We start from the raw sequence: 25,363 nt of genomic DNA, 5'->3' as shown, positions 1-25,363 counted from the left end.
CTCCCGGGCGTCCGTAAAAACGGACGCCGTCCATTTTTCCGGACGCCTGCGAAGCGTCTTGTCAACGCGGCCTCTTCTCGTTGATGTCCTGAAGCGTCCGAGATTCCGGACGCTCGCCGGCGCCCCGCCCGAGGACAAGCCACCGCCGGTCCTCGATTGACGTTAAGGTCAACCTGTAAATTATTGATATTGAAAGTATGGCACCAGGCTGGCAGCTACCTTGCTGCGCCAGGTCACCCCTGCTCGCAGGGATAACAACAACGTCAAGGAGACTCATCATGCCAAGCGCTGTTCTCACCCGTTCGCTGCTCGCCTCGGCGGTCGGCCTGGCCATCGCCGCCAGCCTCAACGCCCCGGCTCGGGCCGAAGGTCCCAAGCGGCTCGACGTGGCGAGCACCTTCTCGACCCAGAACTTCCTCGGCGCCGGTGCCGAGCACCTGTCAAAGGAACTCGAGACCGCCACCGGTGGCGCTGTGTCGCTGCGTGTTCACGAGCCGGGCGATCTGGTGCCGCCGTTCGAGGTCTTCAACTCGGTTTCCTCGGGGGCGGTCCAGGCCGGCTGGGACTGGATCGGCTACTGGGCCGGCACGGTACCCATCACCAACCTCTACGGCGCCCTGCCGTTCGGTCCGTCGCCGGAAGCCTTCATGTCGTGGATGTGGTCGGGCGAGGGCACCGAGCTGCTGCAGAAGGCCTACGACCCCTACGGCGTGAAGGTGCTGCCGTGCTTCATCTCGCCGCAGGAGACCGGCGGCTGGTACAACAAGGAGATCAATACGCCGGCGGACTTCGACGGCCTGTCGATGCGCATCTCGGGGCTGGGCGCCAAGGTGCTCAACAAGCTGGGCGCGTCGACACAGCTGATTCCCGGCGGTGAGATCTACCTGTCGCTGGAGCGTGGGCGTATCGACGCCACCGAATTCTCGGTGCCCCAGGTCGATGCGGCGATGGGCTTCGACGAGGTCGCCAAGTACTACTACTTCCCGGGCTGGCACCAGAGTGCGAGCTGGTTCTCGCTGCTGGTCAACCAGAGCACCTGGGATGAATACAGCGACGAGCGCAAGGCGCAGTTCGAGACTGCCTGTCGCGCCACCCTGCAGTGGTCGATGGCCGTAGCGCCGCCGCAGCAGGTACGCACCATCCACGAGCTGGAAGAGAAGGGCGTGCAGGTCAAGCGCTTCCCCGACGAGGTCATCAACGCGCTGCAGGACGCCTGGGTCGAGGTCCGCCAGGAAGAGATGGCCAACAATCCGGCTTTCAAGGAAGCCTACGAGTCGCTGATGAAGCATGTCCAGCTCATCGACGAATGGTACGAGTTGCAGGCGCTACCCGCTCCCAAGGCGATCCAGGGCGAGAATCAGGCCAAGCCGGTCAAGGCTGAAGGAGACGCCTGATGAGCCACGCCCGCCTTGCGTCCTGGCGCGAGCGCGGCGGTGCGGTGTGTGACGGTCTGGCCCGACCATTGGTCGGGCTCGGACTGTGGGTCGGCCGCGTTACCAGTTGGCTGGTGCTGCTGGTAATGCTGGCCGTGCTCACCACCGTGGCGCTCAACGCGCTGGGCATCAACGAAATCGTCGCGTGGCAGGGCAACGTATTGCTGTTCGGCCACGCGCTGACCATCAACAGCGTCACCGAGCTGCAGTGGCACCTGTTCGGCGTTCTGACCCTGCTCGGCGGCACCTACGCGCTGCATCACGACAGTCACGTGCGCGTCGACCTGATCTACCAAAAGCTCTCGCCGCGTGGCCGCGCGATCGTCGACATCCTCGGCCACCTGGTCTTCCTGATTCCGTTCTGCCTGCTGGTGGCCTGGCTCTCCCAGCACTTCGTGATGATGTCCTATGTCTCCGGCGAGAAGTCCAACTACGGCGGGCTCACCGACCGCTACCTGATCAAGGCGATGCTGCCGATCGGCCTGGTGTTTCTGGCGCTCGGCGCGCTGGGCCAGGTCCTGCACAACCTGGCAGGGCTGTTCGACCCGGCCCGCCTGAAGCCCGCCGCCGACGCCAAGGAGGCGCTGCATGGCTGAGTTCCTGTCGGAATACGCGCTGGCCCTGACGATGATCGTCACCCTGCTGGTGGGCATCTTCACCGGCTACCCGGTGGCCTTCCTGCTCGGCGGGCTGGGCATCGTCTTCGCCTTCATCGGCGGTATTCCGGTCCCGTTTCTGGGCACCGTCGGCTCGCGGGTCTTCGGCGGGGTGATCGAGAACTGGCTGATGATCGCCATCCCGCTGTTCGTGTTCATGGGGCTGATGCTCGAGCGCTCGGGGGTCGCCAAACGCCTGCTGCTGACCCTGCAACGGCTGTTCGGCCGCACCCACGGCGGGTTGGCGGTATCGGTGGCGCTGCTCGGTGTCGTCATGGCGGCGAGCACCGGGATCATCGGCGCCTCGGTGGTGATGCTGGGGCTGCTGGCGCTGCCGGTGATGCTCAAGCAGGGCTACCGCGCCGAGATGGCCTGCGGGGTGATCGCCGCCTCGGGCACGCTGGGCATCCTGATCCCGCCGTCGATCATGCTGGTGCTGATGGGGTCGATCCTGCAGGTCTCGGTGGGCGCGCTGTTCAAGGCCGCGCTATTGCCCGGCCTGCTGCTCGGCGTGCTGTACATCGGCTACCTGCTGATTACCGCACGGCTCAAGCCCGAGTGGGCGCCGCTCGCCGACCCCGACGCCTTCGACGTCGACACCACGCCACTGCCGGTCGCCCTGATACGCGACCTGTTGGGGCCGGTGATCCTGATCGTCGCCGTGCTTGGCTCGATCATGGCGGGCATCGCCACGCCTACCGAGGCCGCGGCGATCGGCGCCGCGGGCAGCCTGTTGCTGGCGCTGGCGATGCGCAGCCTGGACTTCGCGACCTTGCGCGAGGCGGTGCGCGACACCTCACGGACCTCGGCGATGATCCTGTTCGTGGTGATCGGCGCGACCTGCTTCTCGGTGGTCTTCAAGCGCCTGGGCGGCGACTACATGATCGAGGAGTTGATCACCGGCACCGGCTTCGGCCCCTACGGCCTGCTGCTGCTGATCATGGGCTTGATTTTCGTGCTCGGCTTCTTCCTCGAGTGGATCGAGATCAGCTTCGTGGTGCTGCCGCTGGTGGCCCCGGTGGTCGAGGCGCTCGACTTCGGCTATGGGCTGTCCGGTCAGGCGCTACTGGTCTGGTTCGCCATTCTGGTGGCGATAAACCTGCAGACCAGCTTCTTGACCCCGCCGTTCGGCTATGCGCTGTTCTATCTCAAGGGCATCACCGAAGGCAGGATCGGCATCGGCACCATCTACCGTTCGATCATCCCCTTCGTGCTGCTGCAACTCACCGGGCTGATCCTGTGCATGGCGTTCCCGGCGCTGGTGTTGTGGCTGCCTGGACTGTTGTAAGAGAGGCGGCCTGTGCGTAAACGGGTACTGATCGCGGGTGGCGGTGAACTGATCGAGGCCCTCGCCCGGGCCTTTCTGGAGGAGGGCGCGAGCGTCGCGCTGCTGACCCCGGATGCCGCCAGCCTCGAGCACGTGCTTGACGGCCTGGGCGGCGAGCGCCATGACCGCTTCGGCCGGGTCGCCGGCGACGGTGCGCTGGACGCGTTGCTGGGGCGGCTGGAGCGGCTCGACGTGCTGGTCTGTGCGCCCCCGGCGCTGCCGCGCAACGTGGCGCTGGCGCAACGCCTGAACGAGCAGGTGGCCGGACCGTCGAGCCTGTTGCAGGTGGCCCGCGCCTGGATGCACAGTCGCGGCGGCGGGCGCCTGGTGGCTGTCGCCCCGGACGGCGACAGCCAGGCGGCGAGCATGGTGCGCGAGGCGCTTGCCGCGCTGGTGCGCCGGCTGGCCGAGGCCAGCGGGCCGGGCATCCGCATCAACCTGCTCTGCCCGCAGGGAGCGTCGAGCGCCTCGGTGGCCGACTGCGCGCGGTTTCTCGCCGGCGGCGCCGGGCGTGCGCTCAACGGCCAGGTATTGACGCTGACCCTGCCGCCCTAGTGGCCGAGGCGCCGACTAACGCGGCACCAACCCTTTCAGGAATACCGTCACGCAATGGCGCGCCCGCTCGTCGCACTGCTCGGCGGTGGGCGCGATCTTGCGTCCGAGCAGGGCGTCGATGTGCCACTCGCCGAGCAGCATACCCATGAACATGCCGGCCGCCTCGCGAGGGTCGTCGATGGCCAGCCGGCCGTGGGCGATCTGGTCGTCGAGGTAGGTGGCGAGCTCCTGGCGGATGCGGTCGGGGCCGCGGCTCAGGAACATCTCGCCGAGTTCGGGCACGCGCTCGGCCTCGAAAGCCAGCCCGCGCTTGAGTCGGATGACCCCCGGATCGAAGATCAACTCGAGCATGCGTCGCCCCAGTTCATAGAGCACCTGTTCGGGCACCGTGGCCTCGCGGCGGCCTTCCTCGAGCACCGCCCAGGCGGTAGCGATATGACGCTCCATGGCGGCGACGAACAGCCCCTCCTTGTTGCCGAACTGCTTGTACAGCGTGGCCAGCGAGCCACCGGCGCGGGCCACCACGTCGTTGACGCTGGCGCCGGCGTAGCCCTGTTCGAGGAACACGTCACGAGCCGCATCGAGCAATCGCTCGCGGCGGGCGACGCCGCGCGGGGTCAGCGCGGCATCGGTCTTGTCGGGCGGGGCTGGCCGGGTCATGGCACTCCTTGGTCATCTCGCTCGCCGAGCGGGGCCGGCGAGCGCCGCGTGTCGCGGCCATTGTAAAGGCTGGGGCCGCGAAGGCGATCTCTACTGGCTATGTAGTGTAGCCTTCATTACACTATATGACCTGATTCGTTGTCCACTCGCTGGCGTGGCGGCATCGAGGCCTGACGTCAGTTGAGACAGGCGACAGCTTCTTCAAGGAGAGTATTCATGAAGGCGGGCGGTAAATTGAGCGGCAAGAAGCTCGTTGCGGTGCTGGTGGCGGTCGTCGCGCTGGCGGCGCTGGCCTGGTGGGGGGTCGGCTGGTGGCAGACCGGGCGCTTCATGGAGGAAACCGATAACGCCTACGTGCGCACCGACAACGTCGCGCTGCGCGCCGAACTCTCGGCGCGGGTCGCCGAGGTGGCGGTGGGGGACAACCAGCGGGTCCGCAAGGGCGACCTGCTGGTACGCCTCGACGACGCCAGCTATCGCGATCAGGTGGCTCAGGCCGAGGCTCGACAAACGGTCGCGGCGGCGGCGATCACCCAGGCTCGACGCCAGGTCGAGCTGCAGAAGGCCGCGATCGACCAGGCCCAGGCGCAGGTACGGGCCGCCGAATCCGACGTCGAACAGGCGCGCCAGCACCTGGCCCGCTCCGCGTCGCTGGAATCGCGCAACTACGCCTCGCGCCAGCAGCGCGAGGACGATCAGGCCACGCTGCGGGTCGCCGAGGCGACGCTGGCCGCGCGCCAGGCCGCGGTGGTTTCGGCGCAGCGCCAGCTGGCGGTCGCCGAGTCCGACGTCGAGAGCGCACAGGCCAATCGAGACGCCGCGGCCGCCGATCTGGCCTACGCCCGCCATCAGCTCGACAAGACCCGTATCGTCGCTCCGCGCGACGGCGTGGTCGGCAACATCACCGCCGAGGCTGGCAGCCTGGCGCAGCCCTCGCTGACGCTGATGCAACTGGTGCCGATCGAGTCGGCCTATGTCGCCGCCAACTACAAGGAGACTCAGCTGACGCGGATGCGCGTCGGCCAGCCGGTCGACCTGCACGTCGATGCCTATCCGGATATCGCCTATCACGGCGTGGTCGACAGCCTGGCACCGGCCACCGGCACCGAGTTCAGCTTGCTGCCGCAGGACAATGCCACCGGCAATTTCAACAAGATCGTCCAGCGCGTGCCGGTCAAGATTCGGGTTACCGGCCCCGTGGAGGCGCTGGATCGCCTGCGCGCCGGGTTGTCGGTGGTACCCGAGATCGACACCCGCGAGCTCGAGCCGCGCGATGGAACGCGAGTCGCGCACCTGGGCGCTGGGGAGGATGATTCCCGGGAGCGGCCCGGCTCATGAGCGAGGCGGCCGCCACTTCAGCGGCGGGCGTCAGCGACATGCCGCCCTGGTCGCAGCGCATCGGCTTCATCGCCGCGGTCTTCGGCATGTTCATGGCGATCCTGGACATCCAGATCGTCGCCAGCTCGCTCAACGAGATCCAGTCGGGGCTGTCGGCCAGCGCGGACCAGATCTCCTGGGTGCAGACGTCGTACCTGATCGCCGAGATCGTGATGATTCCGCTGTCGGGGATGCTGATGCGCATCCTCTCGACGCGGGTGGCGTTCACCCTGTCGTGCGCCGGCTTCACCCTGGCCAGCCTGGGCTGCGCGCTGGCCACCTCGATCGAGCAGTTAATCGTACTGCGCGCCATTCAGGGTTTCATGGGCGGGGCGATGATCCCGATTACCCAGGCGGTAAGCTTTTCGATCTTTCCGCGGCGGGTGATGGGCAGCGTCCAGGCGGTGATCGGCATGGTGGTGACCATGGCGCCGTCGGTCGGCCCCACGGTGGGCGGCTACATCACCGAGGTGATGAGCTGGCACTGGCTGTTTCTGGCCAACGTGATTCCCGGCGTGCTGGTGTGCTGGGCGGCATGGACCTTCCTCGACATCGACAAGCCCAACCACGCCGTGGCCAGGAAGCTGGACATTCTCGGCCTGGCGCTGATTGCGGTATTCCTCGGCTCGCTGGAGTTCGTCCTCGAGGAGGGCCCGGGCGACGACTGGTTCGCCAGCGACCGCATCGTGCTGTTCAGCGCGACCTGCGTGCTGGCCGGGGTGTGGTTCTTCACCCGCACATTGCGCCACGACCATCCGATCGTCGACCTGCACGCCTTCGTCAACCGCAACTTCGCGCTGGGCGCCGGGCTGGGCTTCGTCATCGGTATCGCGCTCTACGGGCTGGTCTACATCATGCCGCTGTTCTTCGGCTACGTGCGCGGTTACTCGAGCCTGCAGATCGGCCAGGTGATGTTCGTCACCGGGGTGACGATGTTCCTGTGCGCGCCGGTTGTCGGCCAACTGACCAACCGCGTCGATCTGCGTGTGTTGCTGTTCTGCGGCCTGCTGCTGGTCGGCGTGGGCACCATGATGAACGCCAACCTCACCGTGGAGTCGGGCTTCTGGCAGTTCTTCCTGCCGCAGGTAGTGCGCGGCATGGGGCTGATCATGTGCATCATCCCGGCTTCGCGGATCGCGCTGGGCACCTTGCCGCCCCACGAGGTGGGGAACGCCAGCGGACTGTTCAACGTGATGCGCAACCTCGGCGGCGCGGTGGGCCTGGCGCTGCTCGACACGGTGCGCGACGTGCGTGAGGACTTCCACTGGAACCAACTGATCCCGGCCATCGATACGGGCCGCGAGGTGGTGGTGGCGGAGATCGCCAAGTACCAGGCGATGCTCACCGGCCACGTACCCGATGCCTACCATGCCGCCGTCGCCATGCTGGTGCAGCGGGTCTCACAGCAGGCCCAGGTACTGGCCTTCAACGACATCTTCCTGTGGCTGGGGCTGATCTATGTGGCCAGCGTGCCGCTGGTGTTTCTGCTCAAGCGCATCGACGCCTGAGAGGGAGTTTGCAAAAGGCCCTCTGAGTGGTGGCTGCATCGCCTGTCTTGTCTCGTTCGTCGCTTACATCGCTTCCTTGATGCCGCGCTTGATCAGCCACCAGTTGATCGGGTAGGCGGTCAAAAAGCCGAACAGCATGGCGATCTGCATCATGAACCAGAACTCGACCGAGTTGACGTGCAGCTTGTGGCCGAGGACCACGGCGAAAAGGAACAGGTGGGCGAAGGCCATGAAGCCGTACATGCCGACCTGCCAGGCGGTCAGCGACAGGAAATCGGCTTTGACCGCTTGGGTCAGTCCGGCGCCCGGTGACAGGCCGCGCATCGGCTTGATGGTGAAGTATTGAAAGGCCACCCCGAACAGGAAGGCCAGGATGTAATCGAAGATCCATACCGCATACATCTTTTCGCCGAAGAGCGCCTGCCAGCCGAACCAGATGGCGATCGCCGGCACCAGAAACGCCAGCCATTCGGCGATGATGTCGCCCAGGGTGCAGCCGCTGCCGCAGTGCAGGGTGCCCTTGGCGACCTTGAGCGGAAAGGGCGTCTGGGCCTTGTGCGGCGGCGTCTCGTCGTTCTGCATCGCCGGGTGGGCGATCTCGTGGGCCGCCAGCCGGCCGTACTTGCGATAGAACGGCACGATCAGCACATGGCCGAACAGGGCGCAGGCCGGCCAGACGACGTTCATGATGCGCATGTGCTGGGGATGCTTCTTCACGTCCAGGGCGATGTAGGCGGCGCAGGCGAAACCGAGCAGTACGGAGAGCCAGGCGAGTACGTGTAGCCATGTCGGTATCATGACAAGAACTCCTTTTCTTGACGCGATAAGAATTCAAGCGCCCTCACCTTAGGTCGGAACCGGCGGTCTCTGCAAAGGTCTGCCGTGGCCATAGGTTGGCTCTTGTCGGGCCTTCGGTGGCGTCTGCGTCCGGCTTCGGCGTTTGTGGTTGCGATCATCCTCGCCTAGCTTAGATGGGTAACCCGCCGACGGCCTGACACCGTCCCAGGGCGTGCCGCGAGGCACGTACGCTTGCAACGATGAGGATCGGCATGATGGACCATACCGAAGCACCCCCGCAGGACGCGGTCGAGATGACGGTGACGCTGACCGTCAACGGCGAGTCCCGCCCGCTCTCGCTCAAGCCCAACGTGGTACTGCTCGACGCCCTTCGAGACCGGCTCGGCCTGACCGGCACCAAGAAGGGCTGCGACCACGGCCAGTGCGGCGCCTGCACGGTGCAGATCGACGGCAAGGCGGTCAATTCCTGCCTGCGTCTGGCGGCGATGTGCGAAGGCCAGCGCATCACCACCGTCGAGGGGCTGGCCCGCGACGGCCAGCTGCACCCCGTCCAGCAGGCGTTTCTCGAACGCGACGCCTATCAGTGCGGCTTCTGCACGCCGGGCCAGATGATGTCGGCGGCGGCGCTGCTCGAGGATGAACGCATCGGCGACAGCGACGCCGAGGTACGCGAGGCGATGAGCGGCAACATCTGCCGCTGCGGCGCCTACAAGAACATCCTCGCGGCGATCCAGGACGCCCGTCCACACTCGCGGCCGGCCGATTCGGGGGGCGACGGCCGATGAGAAACTTCGCGCTTACCTCCGCCCCCGCCCCCGAGCGGGCGATCGCCGCCCACGGTCCGCGCCGCGAGGCGTCCTACATCGCCGGCGGTACCACTCTGATCGACCTGATCAAGCTCGACGTGCTGCGTCCCCATGAGCTCATCGACGTCAGCCGCCTGGCGCTGGACGAGGTCGAGCGGCTCGCCGATGGCCGCCTGCGGATCGGCGCCATGGTCACCAACACCGATCTCGCCCACCACCCGCTGGTGCGCGACTCCTATCCCGTGCTGTCGCAGGCGATTCTCGCCGGCGCCTCGACCCAGATCCGCAACCTGGCGACCACCGGCGGCAACGTCATGCAGCGCACCCGCTGTCCCTACTACCGCGACGTCGCGGCGGCCTGCAACCGGCGCGAGCCGGGCTCGGGTTGCGACGCATTGCACGGCATCAACCGCATGCACGCGGTACTCGGCGTCAGCGAGGCGTGCATCGCCACCCACCCTTCGGACATGTGCGTGGCACTGGCCGCGCTGGGCGCGAGCCTCACCCTGCAGGGCCCGGACGGCACCCGCGAGATCGCCTTCAACGACTTCCACCGGCTGCCCGGCGAGCATCCCGAGATCGAGCACGAACTCGCCGACGGCGAGCTGATCACCCACGTCACCCTGGACACTCCGGTGGCCGGCGCCGGCGCTGCCTATCTCAAGCTGCGCGATCGTGCCTCCTATGAGTTCGCGCTGGCCTCGGCCGCCGCCGTGGTCGCGGTGGAGGACGGCGTGATTCGCGACGTACGCCTGGCATTGGGCGGCGTGGCCACCAAGCCGTGGCGGGCGGTGGAGGCCGAGCAGGCGCTCGACGGTCAGCCGGCGGCGATCAGTTCCTACGAGATGGCGGCCGAGGCGGCGCTGCAGGACGCGGTGCCGCGCGAACACAACGCCTTCAAGATTCCGCTGGCGCGCCAGGCGATCGTGCGCGCCCTGCGTGACGCTGCGACGGCGAGCGAAGCGCGACAGGGGGTTCAAGGATGAATACGCAGTTCATTGGCCATCGCACCCCTCGGGTGGATGGCGAGTACAAGTTGACCGGCCGGGCCGACTACACCGGCGATCACGCCAGTCCGGACATGCTGTTCGGCTATCCGGTGCCGGCGAGCATCGCCCACGGCACGCTGGTCTCGCTCGAGGTCGACCGGGCGCTGGCGATGCCGGGCGTGGTGTCGATCTTCCACCACGGCAATTTTCCGGCGCTGCATCGCTCGCCCAACAGCATGACCCATCAGGATCTGGTCAGCGAGGTGCGGCTGCCGTTCGAGGACGAGCGCATCTACTACGACGGCCAGTTCGTGGCGCTGGTGGTGGCGGAAACCTTCGAGGAGGCGCGTGCCGCCGCGCACGCGGTGAAGGCGAGCTATCGTCGGGAAGACGGGGCGGTAACCGGCCTGCTGCACATCCGTGACGAGGGGCGGTTGCTGGACTCGGAAGGCAGCAGTCGGGGCGATCCGGACGCGGCTTTCGAGGCAGCAGCGGCGCGTATCGACCGCAGCTACGGCATCGCCGCCGAGAGCCACGTGCCGATGGAGATGCACGCCACCCTCGCGCAGTGGCGCGACGGCCGGCTGATCGTTCACGAGGCAAGCCAGGGCGTGGTCTACCAGCACAAGGCGATGGCGCGGATCTTCGATCTCGCCGACGAGGACGTCGAGGTCGTCTCGCACTACATCGGCTCGGGGTTCGGCAACAAGCTGTTCATGTGGCCGCATGCGGTGGCCACCGCGGCGGCGGCCCGGGAGGTCGGGCGTCCGGTCAAGACGGTGTTGCCGCGTCAACAGGACATGGCCAACGGCGGCAACCGGCCGGCCTCGCGCCAGCGCCTGCGGCTGGCCGCCGACGAGCGCGGCCGGCTGGTCTCGATACGCCACGACTGCACCACCGAGACCTCGCTGGTGCACACCTATGTCGACTCGCTGACCTCGGCGACCCCCAGCCTGTACGCCTGCGACAACGTGGCGACCAGCCAGCGTCTGCTCGCCGTCAATCACGGCACGCCGTGCCCGATGCGCGGCCCGGGGGAGGTGTCCGGAATATTCGCGTTGGAGTGCGCCATCGACGAACTGGCCGAGGTGCTGGGCATGGACCCGCTGGAGTTGCGCCAGCGCAACTATGCCGATAAGGACCCGGCCAGCGATCTGCCCTGGTCGAGCAAGCATCTCGACGCCTGTTATGACGATGCCGCCAAGCGCTTCGGCTGGGCCGAGCGCGATCCGCGCATCGGCGCGATGACGGAGGGCGACGAGATCATCGGCTGGGGCATGGCGACCAGCACCTGGTTCGCCGGGCGCCAGCCCTGCGCGGCGCGGGTCGAGCTGCGCGCCGACGGTTCGATCCTGGCCGCTTGCGGCACCCAGGATATCGGCACCGGCACCTATACCGTCATCGCCCAGACCGTCGCCGAGCTGACCGGTACGGCGCTTGCCGACATCGAGGTGCGGCTCGGCGAATCCGGACTGCCGGCCGGGCCGCTGTCCGGCGGTTCGATGGCCACCGCCACCACGCTGCCGGCGGTCGCCGACGCGGTCCGTCAGGCGATCGACGCGCTCAAGGAGGCCGCCACCGGTGAAGGCGGGGCCTTCGAGGGGGCCAGCGGCGATGCGCTATCGGTCGAACGCGGAGCGCTGGTCGACGACGCCGGCAAGCGGGTCGCCTTCGGCGAGATCCTCGCCGGGCTCAAGCTGGGCAGCGTCAACGGCGACGGCCAGGCCGCACCCGGCGACGAGCAGCAGCAGTACAGCTTTCGCTCATTCGGCGCGCATTTCGTCGAGGTGCGCTGGGACCCGGGCATCTCGCGGCTGCGCGTGGCGCGGGTGGTCAGCAGCTACGACATCGGCCGCGCGATCAACCCCAGCGCGGCGCGCAACCAGGTCGAGGGCAGCATCGTCATGGGCCTGGGCATGGGGCTGCTGGAGGGGCTCGACTACGATCCGCGCGACGCCCGGTTGATCAACAATAACTATGCCGATTACATCGTCGCCAGCCACGCCGACATGCCCGATGTCGACGTCGTGCTGCTCGACAACCCCGACTACGCCTTCAACGAGTTCGGCGCCCGCGGGGTCGGCGAGATCGGCCTGACCGGCATCGCCGCGGCGATCGCCAATGCCGTGCACCACGCCACCGGCAAGCGTATCCGCGAGTTGCCGATCACTATCGAGAAGCTGCTGGTCGACTGACGCGGCATGGCTGGCACGCGATCCGTTCATGCCGCATCCTGTGCGGCATGAACGAGACCTCCACCGCCGAACCGCTGAACGCTGCTCTCGCCCGGCTGCGCGCAACGCTGGCCGAGCGGCGTCATCGCGCGCTGCTGTGGCTCGACGGCCCGCTGGATCGCGTCATGGCGCGGGCGTTGTCGATCTGGCAGGGCGCCGACTGGTCCGCGCCGCTGTGGCTGGGGCCGGACAGCGAAGCCACCCGCGCCGCCGGTTCGCCGCCGCTGCCGGCCCGCCAGGCACGCTCCCGGCTGGGTGGCGAGCACGATCTGGTGGTCGTCGACGCGCTGTCGCCGGGCGCCGGCTTCGATCCCGATGCCTTCGGCGCGCTGGCCGGCACCGTGCGCGCCGGCGGCTTGCTGGTGCTGCTCACCCCCGAGGCATGGCGCGATGGCGTACCGCTCCCCGATGCCGACTACGCACGGCTAGCCGCCTGGCCGCACCGGCCCGAGGCGCTGAGCGCGCGCCACCTGGCGCGCATCGCTCGGCGCCTCGCGGCCTCGCCCTGGGTCCTGCACTGGCCGGCCACGGCCCCCGCTCCCGCGCTGGTCCTGCCCGATGCCGAAGCCCCCGCAGCGGCGGCGAACGCCAGCGACGATTGCCTGACCCATGACCAGGCCGCCGCGGTGCGCCGGCTGACGCGCCTGCGCCGTCGCCGGCCGCTGGTGCTGAGCGCCGATCGCGGACGCGGCAAGAGCAGTGCGCTGGGCATCGCCGCCGCGCGGCGCCTGCAGGCCGGCGAGCGCGAGATCTGGCTGACCGCGCCGCGTGCCGCCGCGCTGGAACCGGTATTCGTGCGGCTCGGTGAAGCGCTGCCCGAAGGACGCCGCGAGACCCACGCCTTCCATGTCGAGCTCGCGCACGGTCCGGCGACGGTACGCTTTCTGCCGCCGGATGCGCTGTGCGAGGCGCTCGCCGGCTCCGATATCGACCCACGCTCGCCGCCGACGCTGTTCGTCGACGAGGCCGCGGCGATTCCCGCGCCACTGCTGGGACGCTGGCTGGCGGCCTTTCCGCGCATCGCCTTCGCCACCACCGTGCACGGTTACGAGGGCACCGGGCGCGGCTTCGATCTGCGCTTTCGCGCGCGACTGGATAGCGAGACGCCCGACTGGCGCGCCTGCCGGTTGGAACAGCCGGTGCGCTGGGGGGAGGGCGATCCGCTCGAGGCGCTGACCCGCGAGTTGCTGCTGCTCGACGCCGAGCCCGCCGACGACGCGGCCGTCGGCGCGGCACTCGACGCCCGTCCGCTCGGCTATCGCCAGCTCGATCGCCAGGCGCTGGCCGACGACGAGCGCGGTCTCGGTGAACTGTTCGGGTTGCTGGTCCAGGCCCACTACCGCACCACGCCCGGCGACTTGCGTCAGCTGCTCGACGGCCCCGAATTGACGCTGATCGCCGCCTATGCCGGCGCGCATTGCGTGGGCGTGTGCGTCGGCCAGCGCGAGGGCGGCTTTCCGCCGGCACTGGCCGAGGCGATCCATTACGGCCGGCGGCGTCCGCGCGGCCACTTGCTGGCCCAGTCGCTGGCCGCCCACGGCGGCTTCTACGCCGCCGCCGAAGCGCGCTGGTGCCGGGTGCTGCGGGTCGCCGTGCATCCCGCCGCACGGCGTCGCGGCATCGGCTCGGCGCTGGTCGAGCAACTGGCGACGAGCGCCCGCGAGGCCGGTGACGACTACCTGGGTACCAGCTTCGGCGCCGAACCCGGGCTGATCGCCTTCTGGCGGGCCCAGCGGCTGGTTCCACTGCGCCTGGGGCTGTCACGGGAAGCCTCGAGCGGCGAGCATGCGCTGATGATGGGCCGTGCGCTACGCGCCGACGCGAAAGACGCGCTCCGCGAATGGCGGGCGAGCTTCGCCACGCTGCTGCCGAGTCTGTTGAATGCCGAGCTCGACGCACTCGACGCGGCGGTGGCCGCGGCGCTGCTTGAGGAGACCCTGCTGGAGACCGACGAAGCGCTGGCGGTGGATGACGAGACCTTGGCGCGGCTGGCCTGGTTCGCCGCCGGCGGCGGCGAGCTGGCGCTGGTACGGCCGTGGCTGGCGCGGGTCTGGCGGGCGGGGCGTGTCAGCGCGCCCGAAGCGCTCGCCGAGGCGGACTGGCTGGCGCTGGTCGCGCCGCTGTTCCAGGGCCGCGAACCCGCCGCTGGCGGTCGCCTCGGCGGAGCGCAAGGGCGCAAGGCGCGGCTGACGTACTGTCGGGCGCTGGCCGGGCGGTTGCACGCGGCGCTTGGCGGCGGGCCCCTGGGCGCCGGGGCCGCCCGCTCAGAGGCCGGGAATGCCGATCGGGCCGGGCATGTCGGGAATCGGCGAGCAGCCGCTCAGCAGGGCGAAGGCGGCGAGGCCGGTGAGCAGTAACAGCGAGCGGGTCATTGGCATGCGTGACTCCATAACAGGGTGATGAGCGACAAAGGCTAGTCGCGATGCCGGCCGAGGAAAAGCGCTGGATCATCGCCTGTGGCGCGCGAAGATTCGCCTGATTAGTATTCGTCAGTACAATGAGCGCCGATTGTTTTGCCAACTGCGGAATTGCCTATGAACGAACATCTGGACAGCCTGACGCCGACGCCGCTGTGGCGCCATTTTCGCACGCTGTGCAATACGCCGCGTCCCTCGGGCCACGAGGCGCAGCTCGCTCGGATCATCGTCGACTGGGCGAGCGCCCGGGGCATGAGTCATGACTTCGACGCCGCCGGCAATCTGCTGATCCGCAAGCCGGCCTCGCCGGGCCGTGAAAAGGCGCCGGGCATTGTGCTGCAGGGTCATCTGGACATGGTCGCCCAGGCCAACGCCGACCGGCCCCACGACTTCACCAGCGACCCCATCGAGACCTATGTCGCCGATGGTTGGCTGCACGCCCGCGATACCACGCTGGGCGCCGACAACGGCATGGGCGTGGCCGCGGCGCTGGCGATCCTCGAGGACGACGCCCTCGAGCACGGTCCGCTCGAGGCGCTGTTCACCGTCGAGGAGGAGTCGTCGATGGGCGGTGCGCTGAATCTGGCCGAGGGCTGGCTCGCGGGCGATATTCTGCTCAACCTGGACTCCGAGGACCGCGGCCAGGTCTACATCGGCTGCGCCGGCGGCGCCGACGTGGTGGTCGAGGCCAACCTGCCGACCAGCGCGCTGCGCGACGACGAACGGGTCTGGCGACTGTCGCTGACCGGGCTGGTCGGCGGTCACTCGGGCATCGACATCGACAAGGGCCGGGGCAACGCCAACCGGTTGCTGGTGCGCGTGCTGCGGGCGCTGGAGCCGTGTGGCGCGCGGCTGATCGACTATCGCGGCGGCACGTTGCGCAATGCCCTGCCGCGCGAGGCGTTCGCCACCCTGGCGCTGGCCGCCGACGAGGACGAGGCCGCGAAGGCGCGCCTCGCCGAACTGCAGGCGGAGCTCGTCGCCGAGCTGACGGGCGTCGACGAGGGCCTGACGCTGGCTCTCGAGAGGCTGGAGGACGCTCCCGGCGAGGCGTTGACTACCACCGCCAGCCATATGCTGGTCGCCGCCCTGCATGTCGCGCCGTACGGCGTGGAGCGCATGAGCGTCGAGGTGCCTGGGGTGGTCGAGACCTCCAACAATCTCGGCGTGGTCTCGCTCGAATCGGGGCGCTTTCACCTGTGCGCGCTGGTGCGCTCGTTGCGCGACAGCGCCACGGCGGATATCGCCGATCGTTTCCGCGCACTGTTCGGGCTGATCGGCGCCGAGACGCGCCTCGAGAACGCCTATCCGGGCTGGACGCCGGAGCCCGACAGCCCGCTCTTGACGCGCTTTCGTGAGCTGCATCAGCAAAAGCTGGGCGTCGATCCCGAGGTCAAGGTGATCCACGCCGGGCTCGAATGCGGGATTCTCGGCGGCAAGTACCCGGCGCTCGAGATGATCTCGTTCGGCCCGCAGATTCGTGGCGCCCATTCGCCTGACGAGCGGGTCGAGATCGAATCGGTCGAGGAGTTCTGGCAGTTGCTGCGCGCACTGGTCGAGGAACTGGCCGAGGCCAAGGCGGCCTGACGTTCTTGTGTAGGCGCGCTCAGTCTCTTTGTGAGCGGCTTTCACTGACGTCGGGCGCGCGGCGCACGGCTTCCAGGCCGGCATGGGAAATAAGCCCTTCGCGGTGGGCATGTTCGGCCATGCGCACGCTGTCGCTGGCCAGCACCAGGGTACAGCCGTCGGCGGCGACTTCGTCGGCGAGCGCTTCGATCGCGGCGTCGCGCGAGGCGCTACGGTCGATCTTGCGGATGTAGATGGCGCGGATGCGTCCCGGATATTCGCGCACGATGCGGGTATAGGTCTCGGGGTCGTGCTGGCCGCTGTCGCCGATCAGTACGAACGGCAGGCTGTCGTAGAGGCTGAGCATCTTCTCGATCATCTTGGCCTTGTGATCGACGGCCTTGCGCGGCAGCGGGCGCTGCAGGCTCAGCCCCCATTCGCGCAGGAACAGGATCGGCCCCACCGGAATGCGGTTGCGCTGGAAGAACGCCTCGAGGATTTCGTAGATGCTCCACGGCCCGCGCGAGACGTAGAGCAGCGGCCGGCGCCGCTGGCCGTCGGCGCCGGCGAACAGCGCCTGATAGAAGGGCGCGACGCCGGGGAAGGCGGTGCGCCGGTCGGCCTTCTCGAAGAACAGCCGATAGAACATCTTGAGCTTGTTGGCGACGCCGGTGTACATCACGGTGTCGTCGATGTCGCTGATCACCGCCAGATCGACCGTCGGCGGCGGGACGTAGACCTCGGTCTTGCCGCTGATGGTGTGTTCGTCGTTCAGATATACGTCGAGCGTCGCCTCGTGCCAGCTGCGGTCGTCTGGCGCCGGCCGCTCCAGCTTCATGTGTACGTCGAAATAGCCGTCGCGGTCGGTCTCCACGGTGTGCCGGCTACCGTTGACCTCGACCACCACCGTGGCCGCCTTGACGCCCCAGCGCACGCTACGTCGCAGCACGTCGAGCAGGTCGCGCAGCAGCGTTCCCTCGCGTGCCGGCAAGCCCAGGCTGGGTTGGCGAAAGACCCGTCCCATCAGGTAGGCCTCGGTGGTCGAGCCGTAGCCGCGATAGGCCTGGACCACGACCCCGCCGCGGCCACGATCGGACTTCATCGGCCGGGCGGCGAGTCTCAGCAGTTTGCGTAATGCCTGATAGGGCGTTCGGGGGCCGTGGACCATGCGAGCTCCGGATCGGAAATGAGGGGTGCCAACGCGCAAACGTCCGCCTCGCCGGATGGCGGGGCGGACGTGAACGAGTGCTACGCGAACTCAGGCGTGTTGTTCGCTGTGACGCCCTTCGCCGATCTCCTCGATCAGCTTGCTGCAGAAGGCATCGAGATCCGCCGGCTTGCGGCTGGTCACCAGCCCGCTGTCGACGACCACCTGCTCGTCGACCCACTCGGCGCCGGCGTTCTTGAGATCCTGGGCGACGCTCGGGAAAGAGGTCATGCGACGCCCCTTGACGACACCGGCGTTGATCAACAGCCAGGGGCCGTGGCAGATCGCGCCGACCGGCTTGCCGGCTTCGAAGAAATGCCGGGCGAAGGCCTGGGCCTTCTCGTTGACGCGCAAATTGTCCGGGTTGAACAGGCCGCCCGGCAGCACCAGGGCGTGATAACTCGCGACGTCGGCATCGTCGAGCGCGACGTCGACGTCGTAGGTGTCGCCCCAATCGGTCTCCGCCCAGGCGCGAATCCCTTTTTTATCGGGCGCGACGACATGCACGGTGATGCCTTGCGCGGTGAGTTCCTTCTTGGGTACCGCGAGTTCCGATTCCTCGAACCCGTCGGTGGCGAGAATCGCAACGCGCTTTCCACTCAGCTTCTGGCTCATGGCTACCTCCTTGCGGCACAGTGAGCGGCACGGCGGAAGGCCGTGCTTCAATTCATGACCTTGGGATCATCGGCGACGATCACAAGGGGATCGTCCGGTGACCCCTCTGTCCAGCATAGGCAATGGCGGTGCGACGGCAAACGTCGCCGCGGCCTCAAAACAAAGACGCCACCCCGTGGGGCGGCGTGCAAACGGCACCGGTCGATGCTCAGCCGAGGTAGGCGTTGAGCATCCAGATGGTCTTTTCCTGCTCGCGGATGTAGTCGCCGACCTGCGAGGCGGTGCCTTCGTCGTCGGCATCGGAGGCCAGGCTGAGCAGGTCGCGCTGCAGTTCGATCAGCGTCTGGTAGCCCTGGACGATGCCGCGCACGCAGGCCTCGCCCTGGTGAACGTCCTTGTCCTCCTGGATGGAGGCGATCTTGACGTAGTCGCTGTAGGCGTGGACCGGTTGATGGCCCAGGGTCAGAATACGCTCGGCGACCTCGTCGACCTTGGCGAGCAGGTCGTCGTAGAGTTCCTCGAACTTGGTGTGCAGCTCGAAGAACTGATGGCCCTTGACGTTCCAGTGATAGCCGCGAACGTTCATGTAGAAAATCTGGTAGTTGGCCAACAGCGTGTTGAGCTTGTCGGCCAGCTCGTTGGCGCTGCCGTTGTGCAGACCGATGGCGTTGGTATCGCTCATTAATGCCCCTCCATAAAACGGTTGTCTCGATGGTAGCTGCCCACGGCGGTCACGGACAGTCATCGCGGTGCATCGTCAAGATAGCGCTATCCTATTGATTCGGGTCGCTCCGCCCTCTTTTCAAGAGCGTCTGCCCGGCGCCGTGCCCCGCCAACCATAGCCGAGCCACGGCCTCGGCACGCTCGGCGAGCAGTTCGCGACAACGCGCCAAGGCCTCGTCGAGGCTCATCGGGCCGTCGGCCAGCGCCAGCGCGGCGCTGACGCCTTGGTCATGCGCGGCCTGCCAGCCGCTGCCCAGCCGGCCGGCGAGCACCACTGCGGGCACGCCATATGCACGGGCGCGCCGGGCGATGCCGATCGGCGTCTTGCCGGCCAGACTCTGGCCGTCGAGCTGGCCCTCGCCGGTGATCACCAGGTCGCTGTCGGCGAGCGCCGCGTCGAAGCCCACCTGGTCCATGACCAGGTCGATCCCCGGGCGCAGCTCGGCATTCAATAGCGCGCGGGCGGCGAAGCCCATGCCGCCGGCGGCGCCGGCGCCGGGATGCTCGCGCTCGTCGCGTCCCAGCGTGTCGGCGACACACTCGGCGAAGTGGGCCAGGGCGCGGTCGAGCCGCTCGACATCGGCATCGCTGGCGCCTTTCTGCGGGCCGAACACGGCACTCGCCCCGCGCGGCCCGGTCAGCGGGTTGTCGACGTCGACGGCGGTCTCGACCCGTAGCCCGGCGAGCCGTGGGTCGAGCCCGGAAAGGTCCAGGCTGGCCAGCTCGGCCAGCGCCGCGCCGCCGGGAGCCAACGGCTGGCCGGCGTGGTTCAGCAGGCGCGCGCCCAGCGCCTCGAGCATGCCCGCCCCGGCATCGTTGGTGGCGCTGCCGCCCAGCGTCAGGATCAGCCGTTCGGCGCCCGCGTCGAGGGCGGCGAGAACCAGCTCGCCGACCCCGCGAGTGGTGCTGGTCAGCGCAGTACGCTCGGCGCGCTCCAGGGCCTGCAGGCCACTGGCCTCGGCGAGCTCGACGTAAGCCGTGCGGCTCGCCGCATGCCAGCCCCAGGCCGCCTCGGCGGGCCGGCCCAGTGCGTCGTGAACGGCGGCGGTACGGCGCACGGCGCCGGTCGAGGCGAGCAACGCATCGAGCGTGCCCTCGCCACCGTCGCCCATCGGGCACTCCACCAGTTCGGCACCGGGCAGCACCCGGCGCAGGCCGTGGGCGATCGCCGCCGCCGCCTCGCGGGCGCTCAGCGCGTCCTTGTAACTGTCGGGAGCGATCAGAACCTTCACGGCGTTCCTCGCATAAGCATAAAAAGACCAGATGTCGAGTCGAACCTGACGCGTCACATGGATCTTGCCAATATGCGCCAAGGCGACGACAAAGCAAAATGCACGGTTCGGCGCTCCGACGGTTCGGCGTGCGTGCCGCGAATATGCTTGAATGGCGGCCGCGCCCGATTGCCGGAGCGAGCCGGGTGCATGCTGCTTTCGTCCTGTTTGGCGCGACCCGGCGAACGCCCGACAATAAGCCGCGCTACGCTTGAAGAATACCGATTTCCGCCGCTGAGGAGGCGCTCGCCATGACCACTGGGCTTCGCGTATTGGCCGTTATCGCCGGCTTCGCCATTGCCGGCTGTCAGTCAGGCCCCGGGCCATTGGAAGCGGGCGCCTCGGCCTCGCTGCCGGCGTCCTGCAGTTGGCCCCGGCGCACCGAGGCGTCGACGGAGAGCTGGGTACGGGCGGGGATCGCCGAGCTCGAGTCACGCGGTTTCAGCATCCGCAACGCCGATCTGGCGCTGGGCGTGGTGAGCGCCGAGCGCAGCACCCGGCAGCCGGGCATGGGCGCGATCGATCACCCCTGGTACGACGGTATCTCCTTCTGGGGCGGCTCGCACCGCCACTCGGCGAGGGGGTTCGGGCTGGGTGTCGGCGTCGGTGGCGGCTTCGACGACCCGGTGCAGGTCGAGCGCGTGTCGCTGGTCGTCGGCGACGAGGCGGTCAAGATGACCCGCGATTCGAGCGTGATTGACAGCGATGGCTATGTGATCGATGCCCGCGCCTACAACCGCGATACCTTCTGCCGCGAGGTCAGCGGTGCCATCGAGTCGCGCTTGCTGAATGCCCCGGAGGCCTCATGAAATGCCTGGCATCGATGTCGATTCTGCTGATGCTGCTGGCTGCGTCGGTGACCGGCTGCGCCACGTCCCGCGTTGCCCCGAGCGAACGACTGGCGGTTATGGACGCCACGCCGCGCCAGACGCTGTCCAGCGCCATCGATGAGCTGGTCGCGCGCGGTTTCGTCATCCGCCTGGCCAACGCGGAACTGGGCCGGGTCGATGCGGTGCTGGCGACCCGCTCGGGCTATGTGTTGACCCTCGAGGCCAGCGAGGCGGCTTCCGGCACTCGTCTGGCCATCCAGGGGCGCCAGGGCGGCCAGCCGCTCGATCCGGCCCGCTTCGACGCGTTATTGGCGGCGATCCAGGCGCGACTCGTGTCTGCCAGCACGGCGCCGTGAGTCCGGTTCGTCGTCGCCGGTTGCGACGCCTGGCGGCGCTTGCCGGCGGCTTCGTTACCGTCGCGCTGCTGTGGTGGGTATGGCACTGGCAATTCGACAATGCCCTTCGCGAGGCGCGGCGTCACGCCGACACCCGGCTGGCGCTGTATACCAGTAGCCTCGAGGGTGCGCTCCAGCGTTTCGCCTATCTCCCCGACCTGCTGGCGCGCCAGCCGCTGATCCGCTCGGCGCTCGGCCGCCAGCCGCAGGACACTCTCACTGCGGCGATGGTCCGGCGGATCAACGAGAATCTGGCCCGGGTCGCGGCAAGCTCCGGTGCCGAGGCGATCTACCTGATGAACGCCCGGGGGCTGACCGTTGCGGCGAGCAACGCCGCCCGCGAGGACAGCTTCGTCGGTCATCGCTACGATTACCGGCCCTACTTTCGCCAGGCCATGCGGGGCGGGCAGGGCGAGTTCTTCGCCGTCGGCAGTACCACCGGCCGGCCGGGGTATTTTGTCTCGGCCCCGGTAACGGCCGGCGATGTCGCGTCTCGGGGAGTGCCCGCCGCGCCGCCGCGCGGGGTGGTCGCGGTCAAGGTCTCGCTGGAGTCGCTGCAGGCCGACTGGCGCCAGGCCGGCGAGAAGGTGCTGTTGAGCGACGCCCACGGCGTGGTGATTCTCTCCAGTCGCGCCGACTGGCGTTATCGCCACATGGACGAGCTGGACGGCGGGGCGCTGCGCGAGATTCGCGCCCAGCGCCAGTTCAACGGCACCGACCTGCGCGCGTTGGGCGAGCGATTGGGCGACGGCTCGCTGCTGATCGACGGCAACGGCGTCGGCGAGCGCTTCTTCATCGCCACGGCGGATAGCGGGGCGAGTGGCCTGGGCTGGCGGATGCACTATCTGGTGCCGGTGCGCCCGCTCTATGCCAGCGCGCGCAACGCGGTGCTGGTCGCCGGGGCGCTGTGCCTGGCCTTGCTGCTGCTGGGGCTGTGGCTGCGCGAACGCCAGCAGCGCCTGTGGTTGCGCGAGCGCGAGGCGCGGCTGATGCGCGACGCCAACGAGCGCCTGGAAAGCCGCGTCGAGGCGCGTACCCGCGAACTGGAATCGGCCCAGGCCGAACTGGTTCAGGCCGGCAAGCTGGCGGCGCTGGGCACCATGGCGGCGGGCATCGCCCATGAGCTCAACCAGCCGCTGGCCGGCATCCGCACCTATGCGGCGAGCGGCGCGCGACTGCTCGAGCGGGGCCGGCAGCAATCGGCACAGGACAACTTCCAGCGCATCCAGGCGCTCTCCGAACGGCTCGCCACCTTGATCCGTCAGCTCAAGCTGTTCGCCCGCAAGGGCGGCGCCCGCGAGCCGATCGATCTGCGGGCGCGGCTCGATTTCGTGCTCGAGCTGCTCGAAGAGCGCATTGCGCGCCAGGCGGTCGAGGTCGAACTCGACCTGCCCGAAAGCGCACAGCCGGTCTGGGTGGCCGGCGATACCGTGCGCATCGAGCAGCTGCTCACCAACCTGCTGCGCAACGCCCTGGACGCCCTGCGCGAGGTGACCGCGCCACGGCTGACCGTCAGCGTGGCGCTGAACGAGGCGCGGGTCGTGCTGACGGTCAGCGACAACGGCTCCGGGATCGACGAGGCACTGATCGAGCAGCTCTTCGATCCGTTCTTCACCACCAAGGAGGTCGGCGACGGGCTGGGTCTCGGCCTGTTCATCGCCTACGGCATCGTTCAGGATCTCGATGGACGCATCCGCGCCGAGAACCGTCCCGGCGCACAGGGCGGCGCGGATTTCATCGTCGAATTGCCGCGTGCGGTCGAGACCCGCCGCCGCCAACCCCGCGAGGAGGACTCCGTGACATGAGCGAACTGCCGGTCTGGCTGGTCGACGACGACCCCGGCGTGCGCGAATCGTTGAGCCAGTGGTTCGAGCTCGGCGAGCTGGCGGTGCGCAGTTTCGAAAGCGGTGCAGCGGTGCTCGCCGCGCTCGGCGCGGGCGAGGCCTGCGGGGCGCTGATCTCGGACGTCAAGATGCCCGGGCTCGACGGCTTGAGCCTGTTGCGCGCCGTCCAGTCGCTCGACGACGAGGTGCCGGTGCTGCTGATCACCGGGCATGGCGACGTACCGATGGCGGTGGATGCCATGCGTCAGGGCGCCTGGGACTTCATCGAGAAACCCTATGAACCCGAACGCCTCGAGGAACAGGTACGGCGCGCCCTCGAGCGGCGGCGCCTGAGCCAGGAAAACCGCCGGTTGCGCCAGGCGCTGCGCCAGGGCGGGCTGGCCGCGCGGCTGATCGGCGAGGCCCCGGGCATGCAGCGGCTGCGCGAGCAGCTCGCCAATCTCGCGCCGACCCGCGCCAACGTGCTGGTCTGCGGCGAGACCGGCAGTGGCAAGGAAGTGGTGGCGCGCAGCCTGCATGAGTTCGGCCCCGGCGAGTCAGCGCCGTTCGTGGCGCTTAACTGCGGCGCGATCGCCCCTGAACTGTTCGAGTCGGAGCTGTTCGGTCACGAGAAGGGCGCCTTCACCGGCGCGCTCGAGACCCGGATCGGCAAGCTCGAGCACGCCAGCGGTGGAACGCTGTTTCTCGACGAGATCGAGTCGATGCCGCTGACCGCCCAGGTCAAGCTGCTGCGCGCCCTACAGGAGGGCGAAGTCACCCGGCTGGGCAGCAACCGGGTAATCGAGCTCGACCTGCGGGTGGTGGCGGCGAGCAAGACCGACCTGTTGACGCTGGCGAGCGACGGGACGTTCCGTGAAGATCTTTACTACCGGCTGGCGATCGCCGAACTGACGGTCCCGCCGTTGCGCGAGCGCCGCGAAGACATTCCGCTGCTGTTCGCGCATTTCTGCCGCCAGGCCGCCGAGGTCCACCAACGGCCGCTGCGCGAAATGGATAGCGAGCTGTTCGCCGCACTCAGCCGCCACGCCTGGCCGGGCAATCTGCGCGAGCTGCGCAACGCCGCCACCCGTCACACCCTGGGGCTCGACATTCCGCAACTGACACCGCACGGCGACGGCCCCCATGAGGCCGCCGGCGGCTCGCTCAACGATCAAGTCGCGGCGTTCGAGGCCGCGCTGCTGCGCGCCGCGCTGGCGCGTCACCAGGGCAACATCCAGGCGGTGCTCGATGAGCTGGACCTGCCGCGGCGAACCCTCAATCAGAAGATGCACAAGTACGGTCTGCGCCGCGACGCCTTTGTGTGAGCGCGGCGGCCATTAACGTGAACGACCGAGCGTCAGTGGCCCACCCCGAGCGTGTCGCTCAATTGCGTGACCAGCCGGCGGCGCTCGTCGAGCGCCGCCGGCGCGTAGGGCTCGGGCGTGCCCACCCCCCACACCGGTCCCGGCCAGGCGGCGTCGTCGCCATAGCGGACGATGACGTGAAAATGCAGCTGGGGCACCTGGTTGCCCAGCGTCGCCAGGTTGAGTTTGTCGCCGCCCAGCGCGGCCTTGAATGAGCTGCCTAGTTGCGTCGCCTCCTGCCACAGCCGGACCTGATCGCCGGCGTCGAGATCGCTGACTTCGACGATCCCGGCGCGACGCGGCACCAGAATCAACCACGGGAAGCGTTGATCGTTCATCAGCAGTACCCGGCACAGCGCCAGGTCGGCGATGACATGGGTATCGGCGGCGAGCCGCTCGTGCAGGGAAAAGTCGTTCATGGCTGGCCTCGCTGGTACGGGTGTCTCATCGGCAATAAATGGCCGATGAGTGAAGTTGAAGTCGGCGAATTGTTGCCGATCGGCTGGGGTGCGACGCTGCGTCTGCCGGCTAATGCCTTGAAACAGCGCGTTTCCTTCGAGTTGGCAAGCGCTTTGCACTATTTATGACGCTTCAACACAATAATCGCCAGTTTCCACAGGAGAAAACGGCATGCACAAGCGTCAGTTCCTCAAGTCCGCCTTGGCCCTGGCCAGCGCCGCGGCAATGGGCATTTCCGCCTCGTCGGCCTTCGCGCAGGATGAATCCCATCAGTACATCATGGGCACCGCGACCACCGGCGGCACCTACTACCCGGTGGGCGTGGCGCTGTCGACGCTGGTCAAGGTCAA

General features: G+C 68.3%; 23 protein-coding genes. 16 read left to right on the top strand and 7 right to left on the bottom strand.

What is annotated here, in order from left to right; translation table 11 throughout:
- The first annotated feature begins 278 nt into the window (after window positions 1-278).
- The 4 genes from R6258_RS15675 to R6258_RS15660 are packed head-to-tail and all read left to right on the top strand — an operon-like array spanning window position 279 to window position 3,971.
- The gene (locus R6258_RS15675; protein ID WP_318452667.1) at window positions 279-1,394 is read left to right on the top strand and encodes a TRAP transporter substrate-binding protein; all 1,116 of its coding nucleotides are present in this window, start codon (window positions 279-281) and stop codon (window positions 1,392-1,394) included.
- Window positions 1,394-2,029 (top strand): TRAP transporter small permease subunit, encoded by a 636-nt coding sequence (locus R6258_RS15670; RefSeq protein ID WP_318452666.1) that lies wholly within the window; start codon window positions 1,394-1,396, stop codon window positions 2,027-2,029. The genes R6258_RS15675 and R6258_RS15670 overlap by 1 nt, the downstream gene beginning before the upstream one ends.
- Window positions 2,022-3,377 (top strand): TRAP transporter large permease subunit, encoded by a 1,356-nt coding sequence (locus R6258_RS15665; protein ID WP_318452665.1) that lies wholly within the window; start codon window positions 2,022-2,024, stop codon window positions 3,375-3,377. Before R6258_RS15670 ends, R6258_RS15665 begins: the two co-directional genes overlap by 8 nt.
- Before the next feature lie 12 nt (window positions 3,378-3,389).
- The gene (locus R6258_RS15660) at window positions 3,390-3,971 is read left to right on the top strand and encodes a hypothetical protein (RefSeq protein WP_318452664.1); all 582 of its coding nucleotides are present in this window, start codon (window positions 3,390-3,392) and stop codon (window positions 3,969-3,971) included.
- Between the two features lie 15 nt (window positions 3,972-3,986).
- Here R6258_RS15660 and R6258_RS15655 read toward each other — a convergent pair whose 3' ends face one another.
- Window positions 3,987-4,631 carry a TetR/AcrR family transcriptional regulator gene (locus R6258_RS15655; RefSeq protein WP_318452663.1) on the bottom strand — a complete coding sequence of 215 codons (645 nt, stop codon included), beginning with the start codon at window positions 4,629-4,631 and terminating at the stop codon, window positions 3,987-3,989.
- Window positions 4,632-4,847: 216 nt separating this feature from the next.
- On the opposite strand from R6258_RS15655, the gene R6258_RS15650 reads away from it, so the two are divergent.
- Window positions 4,848-5,969 carry an HlyD family secretion protein gene (locus R6258_RS15650; protein WP_318452662.1) on the top strand — a complete coding sequence of 374 codons (1,122 nt, stop codon included), beginning with the start codon at window positions 4,848-4,850 and terminating at the stop codon, window positions 5,967-5,969.
- Window positions 5,966-7,516: a DHA2 family efflux MFS transporter permease subunit gene (locus tag R6258_RS15645; protein WP_318452661.1), complete on the top strand. Its 1,551-nt coding sequence runs from the start codon at window positions 5,966-5,968 to the stop codon at window positions 7,514-7,516. Before R6258_RS15650 ends, R6258_RS15645 begins: the two co-directional genes overlap by 4 nt.
- A gap of 63 nt (window positions 7,517-7,579) precedes the next feature.
- Here the strand turns inward: R6258_RS15645 and R6258_RS15640 are convergent, their stop codons facing one another.
- Window positions 7,580-8,314, bottom strand: coding sequence for a DUF4396 domain-containing protein (locus tag R6258_RS15640; RefSeq protein ID WP_318452660.1), 735 nt, complete (start codon window positions 8,312-8,314; stop codon window positions 7,580-7,582).
- A 251-nt stretch (window positions 8,315-8,565) separates the two neighbouring features.
- Between R6258_RS15640 and R6258_RS15635 the strand changes: the two genes are divergently transcribed.
- The 5 genes from R6258_RS15635 to R6258_RS15615 all read left to right on the top strand — a co-directional run bounded on the left by R6258_RS15635 (window position 8,566) and on the right by R6258_RS15615 (window position 16,347).
- Window positions 8,566-9,099 (top strand): (2Fe-2S)-binding protein, encoded by a 534-nt coding sequence (locus R6258_RS15635; protein ID WP_318452659.1) that lies wholly within the window; start codon window positions 8,566-8,568, stop codon window positions 9,097-9,099.
- Window positions 9,096-10,106, top strand: coding sequence for a xanthine dehydrogenase family protein subunit M (locus R6258_RS15630; protein WP_318452658.1), 1,011 nt, complete (start codon window positions 9,096-9,098; stop codon window positions 10,104-10,106). The genes R6258_RS15635 and R6258_RS15630 overlap by 4 nt, the downstream gene beginning before the upstream one ends.
- Window positions 10,103-12,304, top strand: a complete 2,202-nt coding sequence (locus R6258_RS15625; RefSeq protein ID WP_318452657.1) for a xanthine dehydrogenase family protein molybdopterin-binding subunit — start codon at window positions 10,103-10,105, stop codon at window positions 12,302-12,304. Before R6258_RS15630 ends, R6258_RS15625 begins: the two co-directional genes overlap by 4 nt.
- A gap of 47 nt (window positions 12,305-12,351) precedes the next feature.
- A complete protein-coding gene (locus R6258_RS15620) occupies window positions 12,352-14,700 on the top strand; it encodes a tRNA(Met) cytidine acetyltransferase TmcA (protein WP_318452656.1) in 2,349 nt (782 codons plus the stop codon).
- A gap of 177 nt (window positions 14,701-14,877) precedes the next feature.
- Window positions 14,878-16,347 carry an aminoacyl-histidine dipeptidase gene (locus R6258_RS15615; RefSeq protein ID WP_318452655.1) on the top strand — a complete coding sequence of 490 codons (1,470 nt, stop codon included), beginning with the start codon at window positions 14,878-14,880 and terminating at the stop codon, window positions 16,345-16,347.
- Window positions 16,348-16,366: 19 nt separating this feature from the next.
- Here R6258_RS15615 and R6258_RS15610 read toward each other — a convergent pair whose 3' ends face one another.
- The 4 genes from R6258_RS15610 to R6258_RS15595 form a co-directional block, all read right to left on the bottom strand.
- Window positions 16,367-17,494: an App1 family protein gene (locus tag R6258_RS15610; RefSeq protein WP_318452654.1), complete on the bottom strand. Its 1,128-nt coding sequence runs from the start codon at window positions 17,492-17,494 to the stop codon at window positions 16,367-16,369.
- A gap of 90 nt (window positions 17,495-17,584) precedes the next feature.
- Window positions 17,585-18,148: a type 1 glutamine amidotransferase domain-containing protein gene (locus R6258_RS15605; RefSeq protein ID WP_318452653.1), complete on the bottom strand. Its 564-nt coding sequence runs from the start codon at window positions 18,146-18,148 to the stop codon at window positions 17,585-17,587.
- 208 nt (window positions 18,149-18,356) lie between these two features.
- Complete coding sequence (locus R6258_RS15600) at window positions 18,357-18,830, bottom strand: Dps family protein (protein ID WP_318452652.1); 474 nt, start codon at window positions 18,828-18,830, stop codon at window positions 18,357-18,359.
- A 91-nt stretch (window positions 18,831-18,921) separates the two neighbouring features.
- Window positions 18,922-20,103, bottom strand: coding sequence for a glycerate kinase (locus R6258_RS15595; RefSeq protein ID WP_318452651.1), 1,182 nt, complete (start codon window positions 20,101-20,103; stop codon window positions 18,922-18,924).
- A gap of 290 nt (window positions 20,104-20,393) precedes the next feature.
- Between R6258_RS15595 and R6258_RS15590 the strand changes: the two genes are divergently transcribed.
- From R6258_RS15590 to R6258_RS15575, 4 genes are read left to right on the top strand one after another with little or no spacing between them, the layout of a single operon-like run.
- A complete protein-coding gene (locus R6258_RS15590) occupies window positions 20,394-20,951 on the top strand; it encodes a hypothetical protein (RefSeq protein WP_318452648.1) in 558 nt (185 codons plus the stop codon).
- Complete coding sequence (locus tag R6258_RS15585) at window positions 20,948-21,328, top strand: hypothetical protein (protein ID WP_318452640.1); 381 nt, start codon at window positions 20,948-20,950, stop codon at window positions 21,326-21,328. The genes R6258_RS15590 and R6258_RS15585 overlap by 4 nt, the downstream gene beginning before the upstream one ends.
- Entirely contained in the window at window positions 21,325-23,172 is a 1,848-nt protein-coding gene (locus tag R6258_RS15580) for an ATP-binding protein (protein ID WP_318452639.1), read from the top strand. The genes R6258_RS15585 and R6258_RS15580 overlap by 4 nt, the downstream gene beginning before the upstream one ends.
- Entirely contained in the window at window positions 23,169-24,515 is a 1,347-nt protein-coding gene (locus tag R6258_RS15575; protein ID WP_318452637.1) for a sigma-54 dependent transcriptional regulator, read from the top strand. Before R6258_RS15580 ends, R6258_RS15575 begins: the two co-directional genes overlap by 4 nt.
- Window positions 24,516-24,547: 32 nt before the next feature.
- On the opposite strand, the gene R6258_RS15570 is transcribed toward R6258_RS15575, so the two are convergent.
- The gene (locus R6258_RS15570) at window positions 24,548-24,973 is read right to left on the bottom strand and encodes an HIT family protein (protein WP_318452635.1); all 426 of its coding nucleotides are present in this window, start codon (window positions 24,971-24,973) and stop codon (window positions 24,548-24,550) included.
- A gap of 45 nt (window positions 24,974-25,018) precedes the next feature.
- On the opposite strand from R6258_RS15570, the gene R6258_RS15565 reads away from it, so the two are divergent.
- Entirely contained in the window at window positions 25,019-25,141 is a 123-nt protein-coding gene (locus tag R6258_RS15565) for a hypothetical protein (RefSeq protein ID WP_318452631.1), read from the top strand.
- The last annotated feature ends 222 nt before the right edge of the window (window positions 25,142-25,363 follow it).

This window comes from Halomonas sp. HP20-15 (assembly GCF_033446685.1).
Classification (GTDB): Bacteria; Pseudomonadota; Gammaproteobacteria; order Pseudomonadales; family Halomonadaceae; genus Modicisalibacter.
Note: the sequence above shows the minus strand (reverse complement) of the source record. Positions and strands in the feature narration are given on the sequence as shown.

What these genes read in the sequence shown, in the direction of transcription:
- R6258_RS15675 (WP_318452667.1), top strand. Translation starts at nt 279, where the DNA reads ATGCCAAGCGCTGTTCTCACCCGTTCGCTGCTCGCCTCGGCGGTCGGC.
- R6258_RS15670 (WP_318452666.1), top strand. Translation starts at nt 1,394, where the DNA reads ATGAGCCACGCCCGCCTTGCGTCCTGGCGCGAGCGCGGCGGTGCGGTG.
- R6258_RS15665 (WP_318452665.1), top strand. Translation starts at nt 2,022, where the DNA reads ATGGCTGAGTTCCTGTCGGAATACGCGCTGGCCCTGACGATGATCGTC.
- R6258_RS15655 (WP_318452663.1), bottom strand. Translation starts at nt 4,631, where the DNA reads ATGACCCGGCCAGCCCCGCCCGACAAGACCGATGCCGCGCTGACCCCG.
- R6258_RS15650 (WP_318452662.1), top strand. Translation starts at nt 4,848, where the DNA reads ATGAAGGCGGGCGGTAAATTGAGCGGCAAGAAGCTCGTTGCGGTGCTG.
- R6258_RS15645 (WP_318452661.1), top strand. Translation starts at nt 5,966, where the DNA reads ATGAGCGAGGCGGCCGCCACTTCAGCGGCGGGCGTCAGCGACATGCCG.
- R6258_RS15640 (WP_318452660.1), bottom strand. Translation starts at nt 8,314, where the DNA reads ATGATACCGACATGGCTACACGTACTCGCCTGGCTCTCCGTACTGCTC.
- R6258_RS15635 (WP_318452659.1), top strand. Translation starts at nt 8,566, where the DNA reads ATGATGGACCATACCGAAGCACCCCCGCAGGACGCGGTCGAGATGACG.
- R6258_RS15630 (WP_318452658.1), top strand. Translation starts at nt 9,096, where the DNA reads ATGAGAAACTTCGCGCTTACCTCCGCCCCCGCCCCCGAGCGGGCGATC.
- R6258_RS15625 (WP_318452657.1), top strand. Translation starts at nt 10,103, where the DNA reads ATGAATACGCAGTTCATTGGCCATCGCACCCCTCGGGTGGATGGCGAG.
- R6258_RS15620 (WP_318452656.1), top strand. Translation starts at nt 12,352, where the DNA reads ATGAACGAGACCTCCACCGCCGAACCGCTGAACGCTGCTCTCGCCCGG.
- R6258_RS15615 (WP_318452655.1), top strand. Translation starts at nt 14,878, where the DNA reads ATGAACGAACATCTGGACAGCCTGACGCCGACGCCGCTGTGGCGCCAT.
- R6258_RS15610 (WP_318452654.1), bottom strand. Translation starts at nt 17,494, where the DNA reads ATGGTCCACGGCCCCCGAACGCCCTATCAGGCATTACGCAAACTGCTG.
- R6258_RS15605 (WP_318452653.1), bottom strand. Translation starts at nt 18,148, where the DNA reads ATGAGCCAGAAGCTGAGTGGAAAGCGCGTTGCGATTCTCGCCACCGAC.
- R6258_RS15600 (WP_318452652.1), bottom strand. Translation starts at nt 18,830, where the DNA reads ATGAGCGATACCAACGCCATCGGTCTGCACAACGGCAGCGCCAACGAG.
- R6258_RS15590 (WP_318452648.1), top strand. Translation starts at nt 20,394, where the DNA reads ATGACCACTGGGCTTCGCGTATTGGCCGTTATCGCCGGCTTCGCCATT.
- R6258_RS15585 (WP_318452640.1), top strand. Translation starts at nt 20,948, where the DNA reads ATGAAATGCCTGGCATCGATGTCGATTCTGCTGATGCTGCTGGCTGCG.
- R6258_RS15575 (WP_318452637.1), top strand. Translation starts at nt 23,169, where the DNA reads ATGAGCGAACTGCCGGTCTGGCTGGTCGACGACGACCCCGGCGTGCGC.
- R6258_RS15570 (WP_318452635.1), bottom strand. Translation starts at nt 24,973, where the DNA reads ATGAACGACTTTTCCCTGCACGAGCGGCTCGCCGCCGATACCCATGTC.
- R6258_RS15565 (WP_318452631.1), top strand. Translation starts at nt 25,019, where the DNA reads ATGAGTGAAGTTGAAGTCGGCGAATTGTTGCCGATCGGCTGGGGTGCG.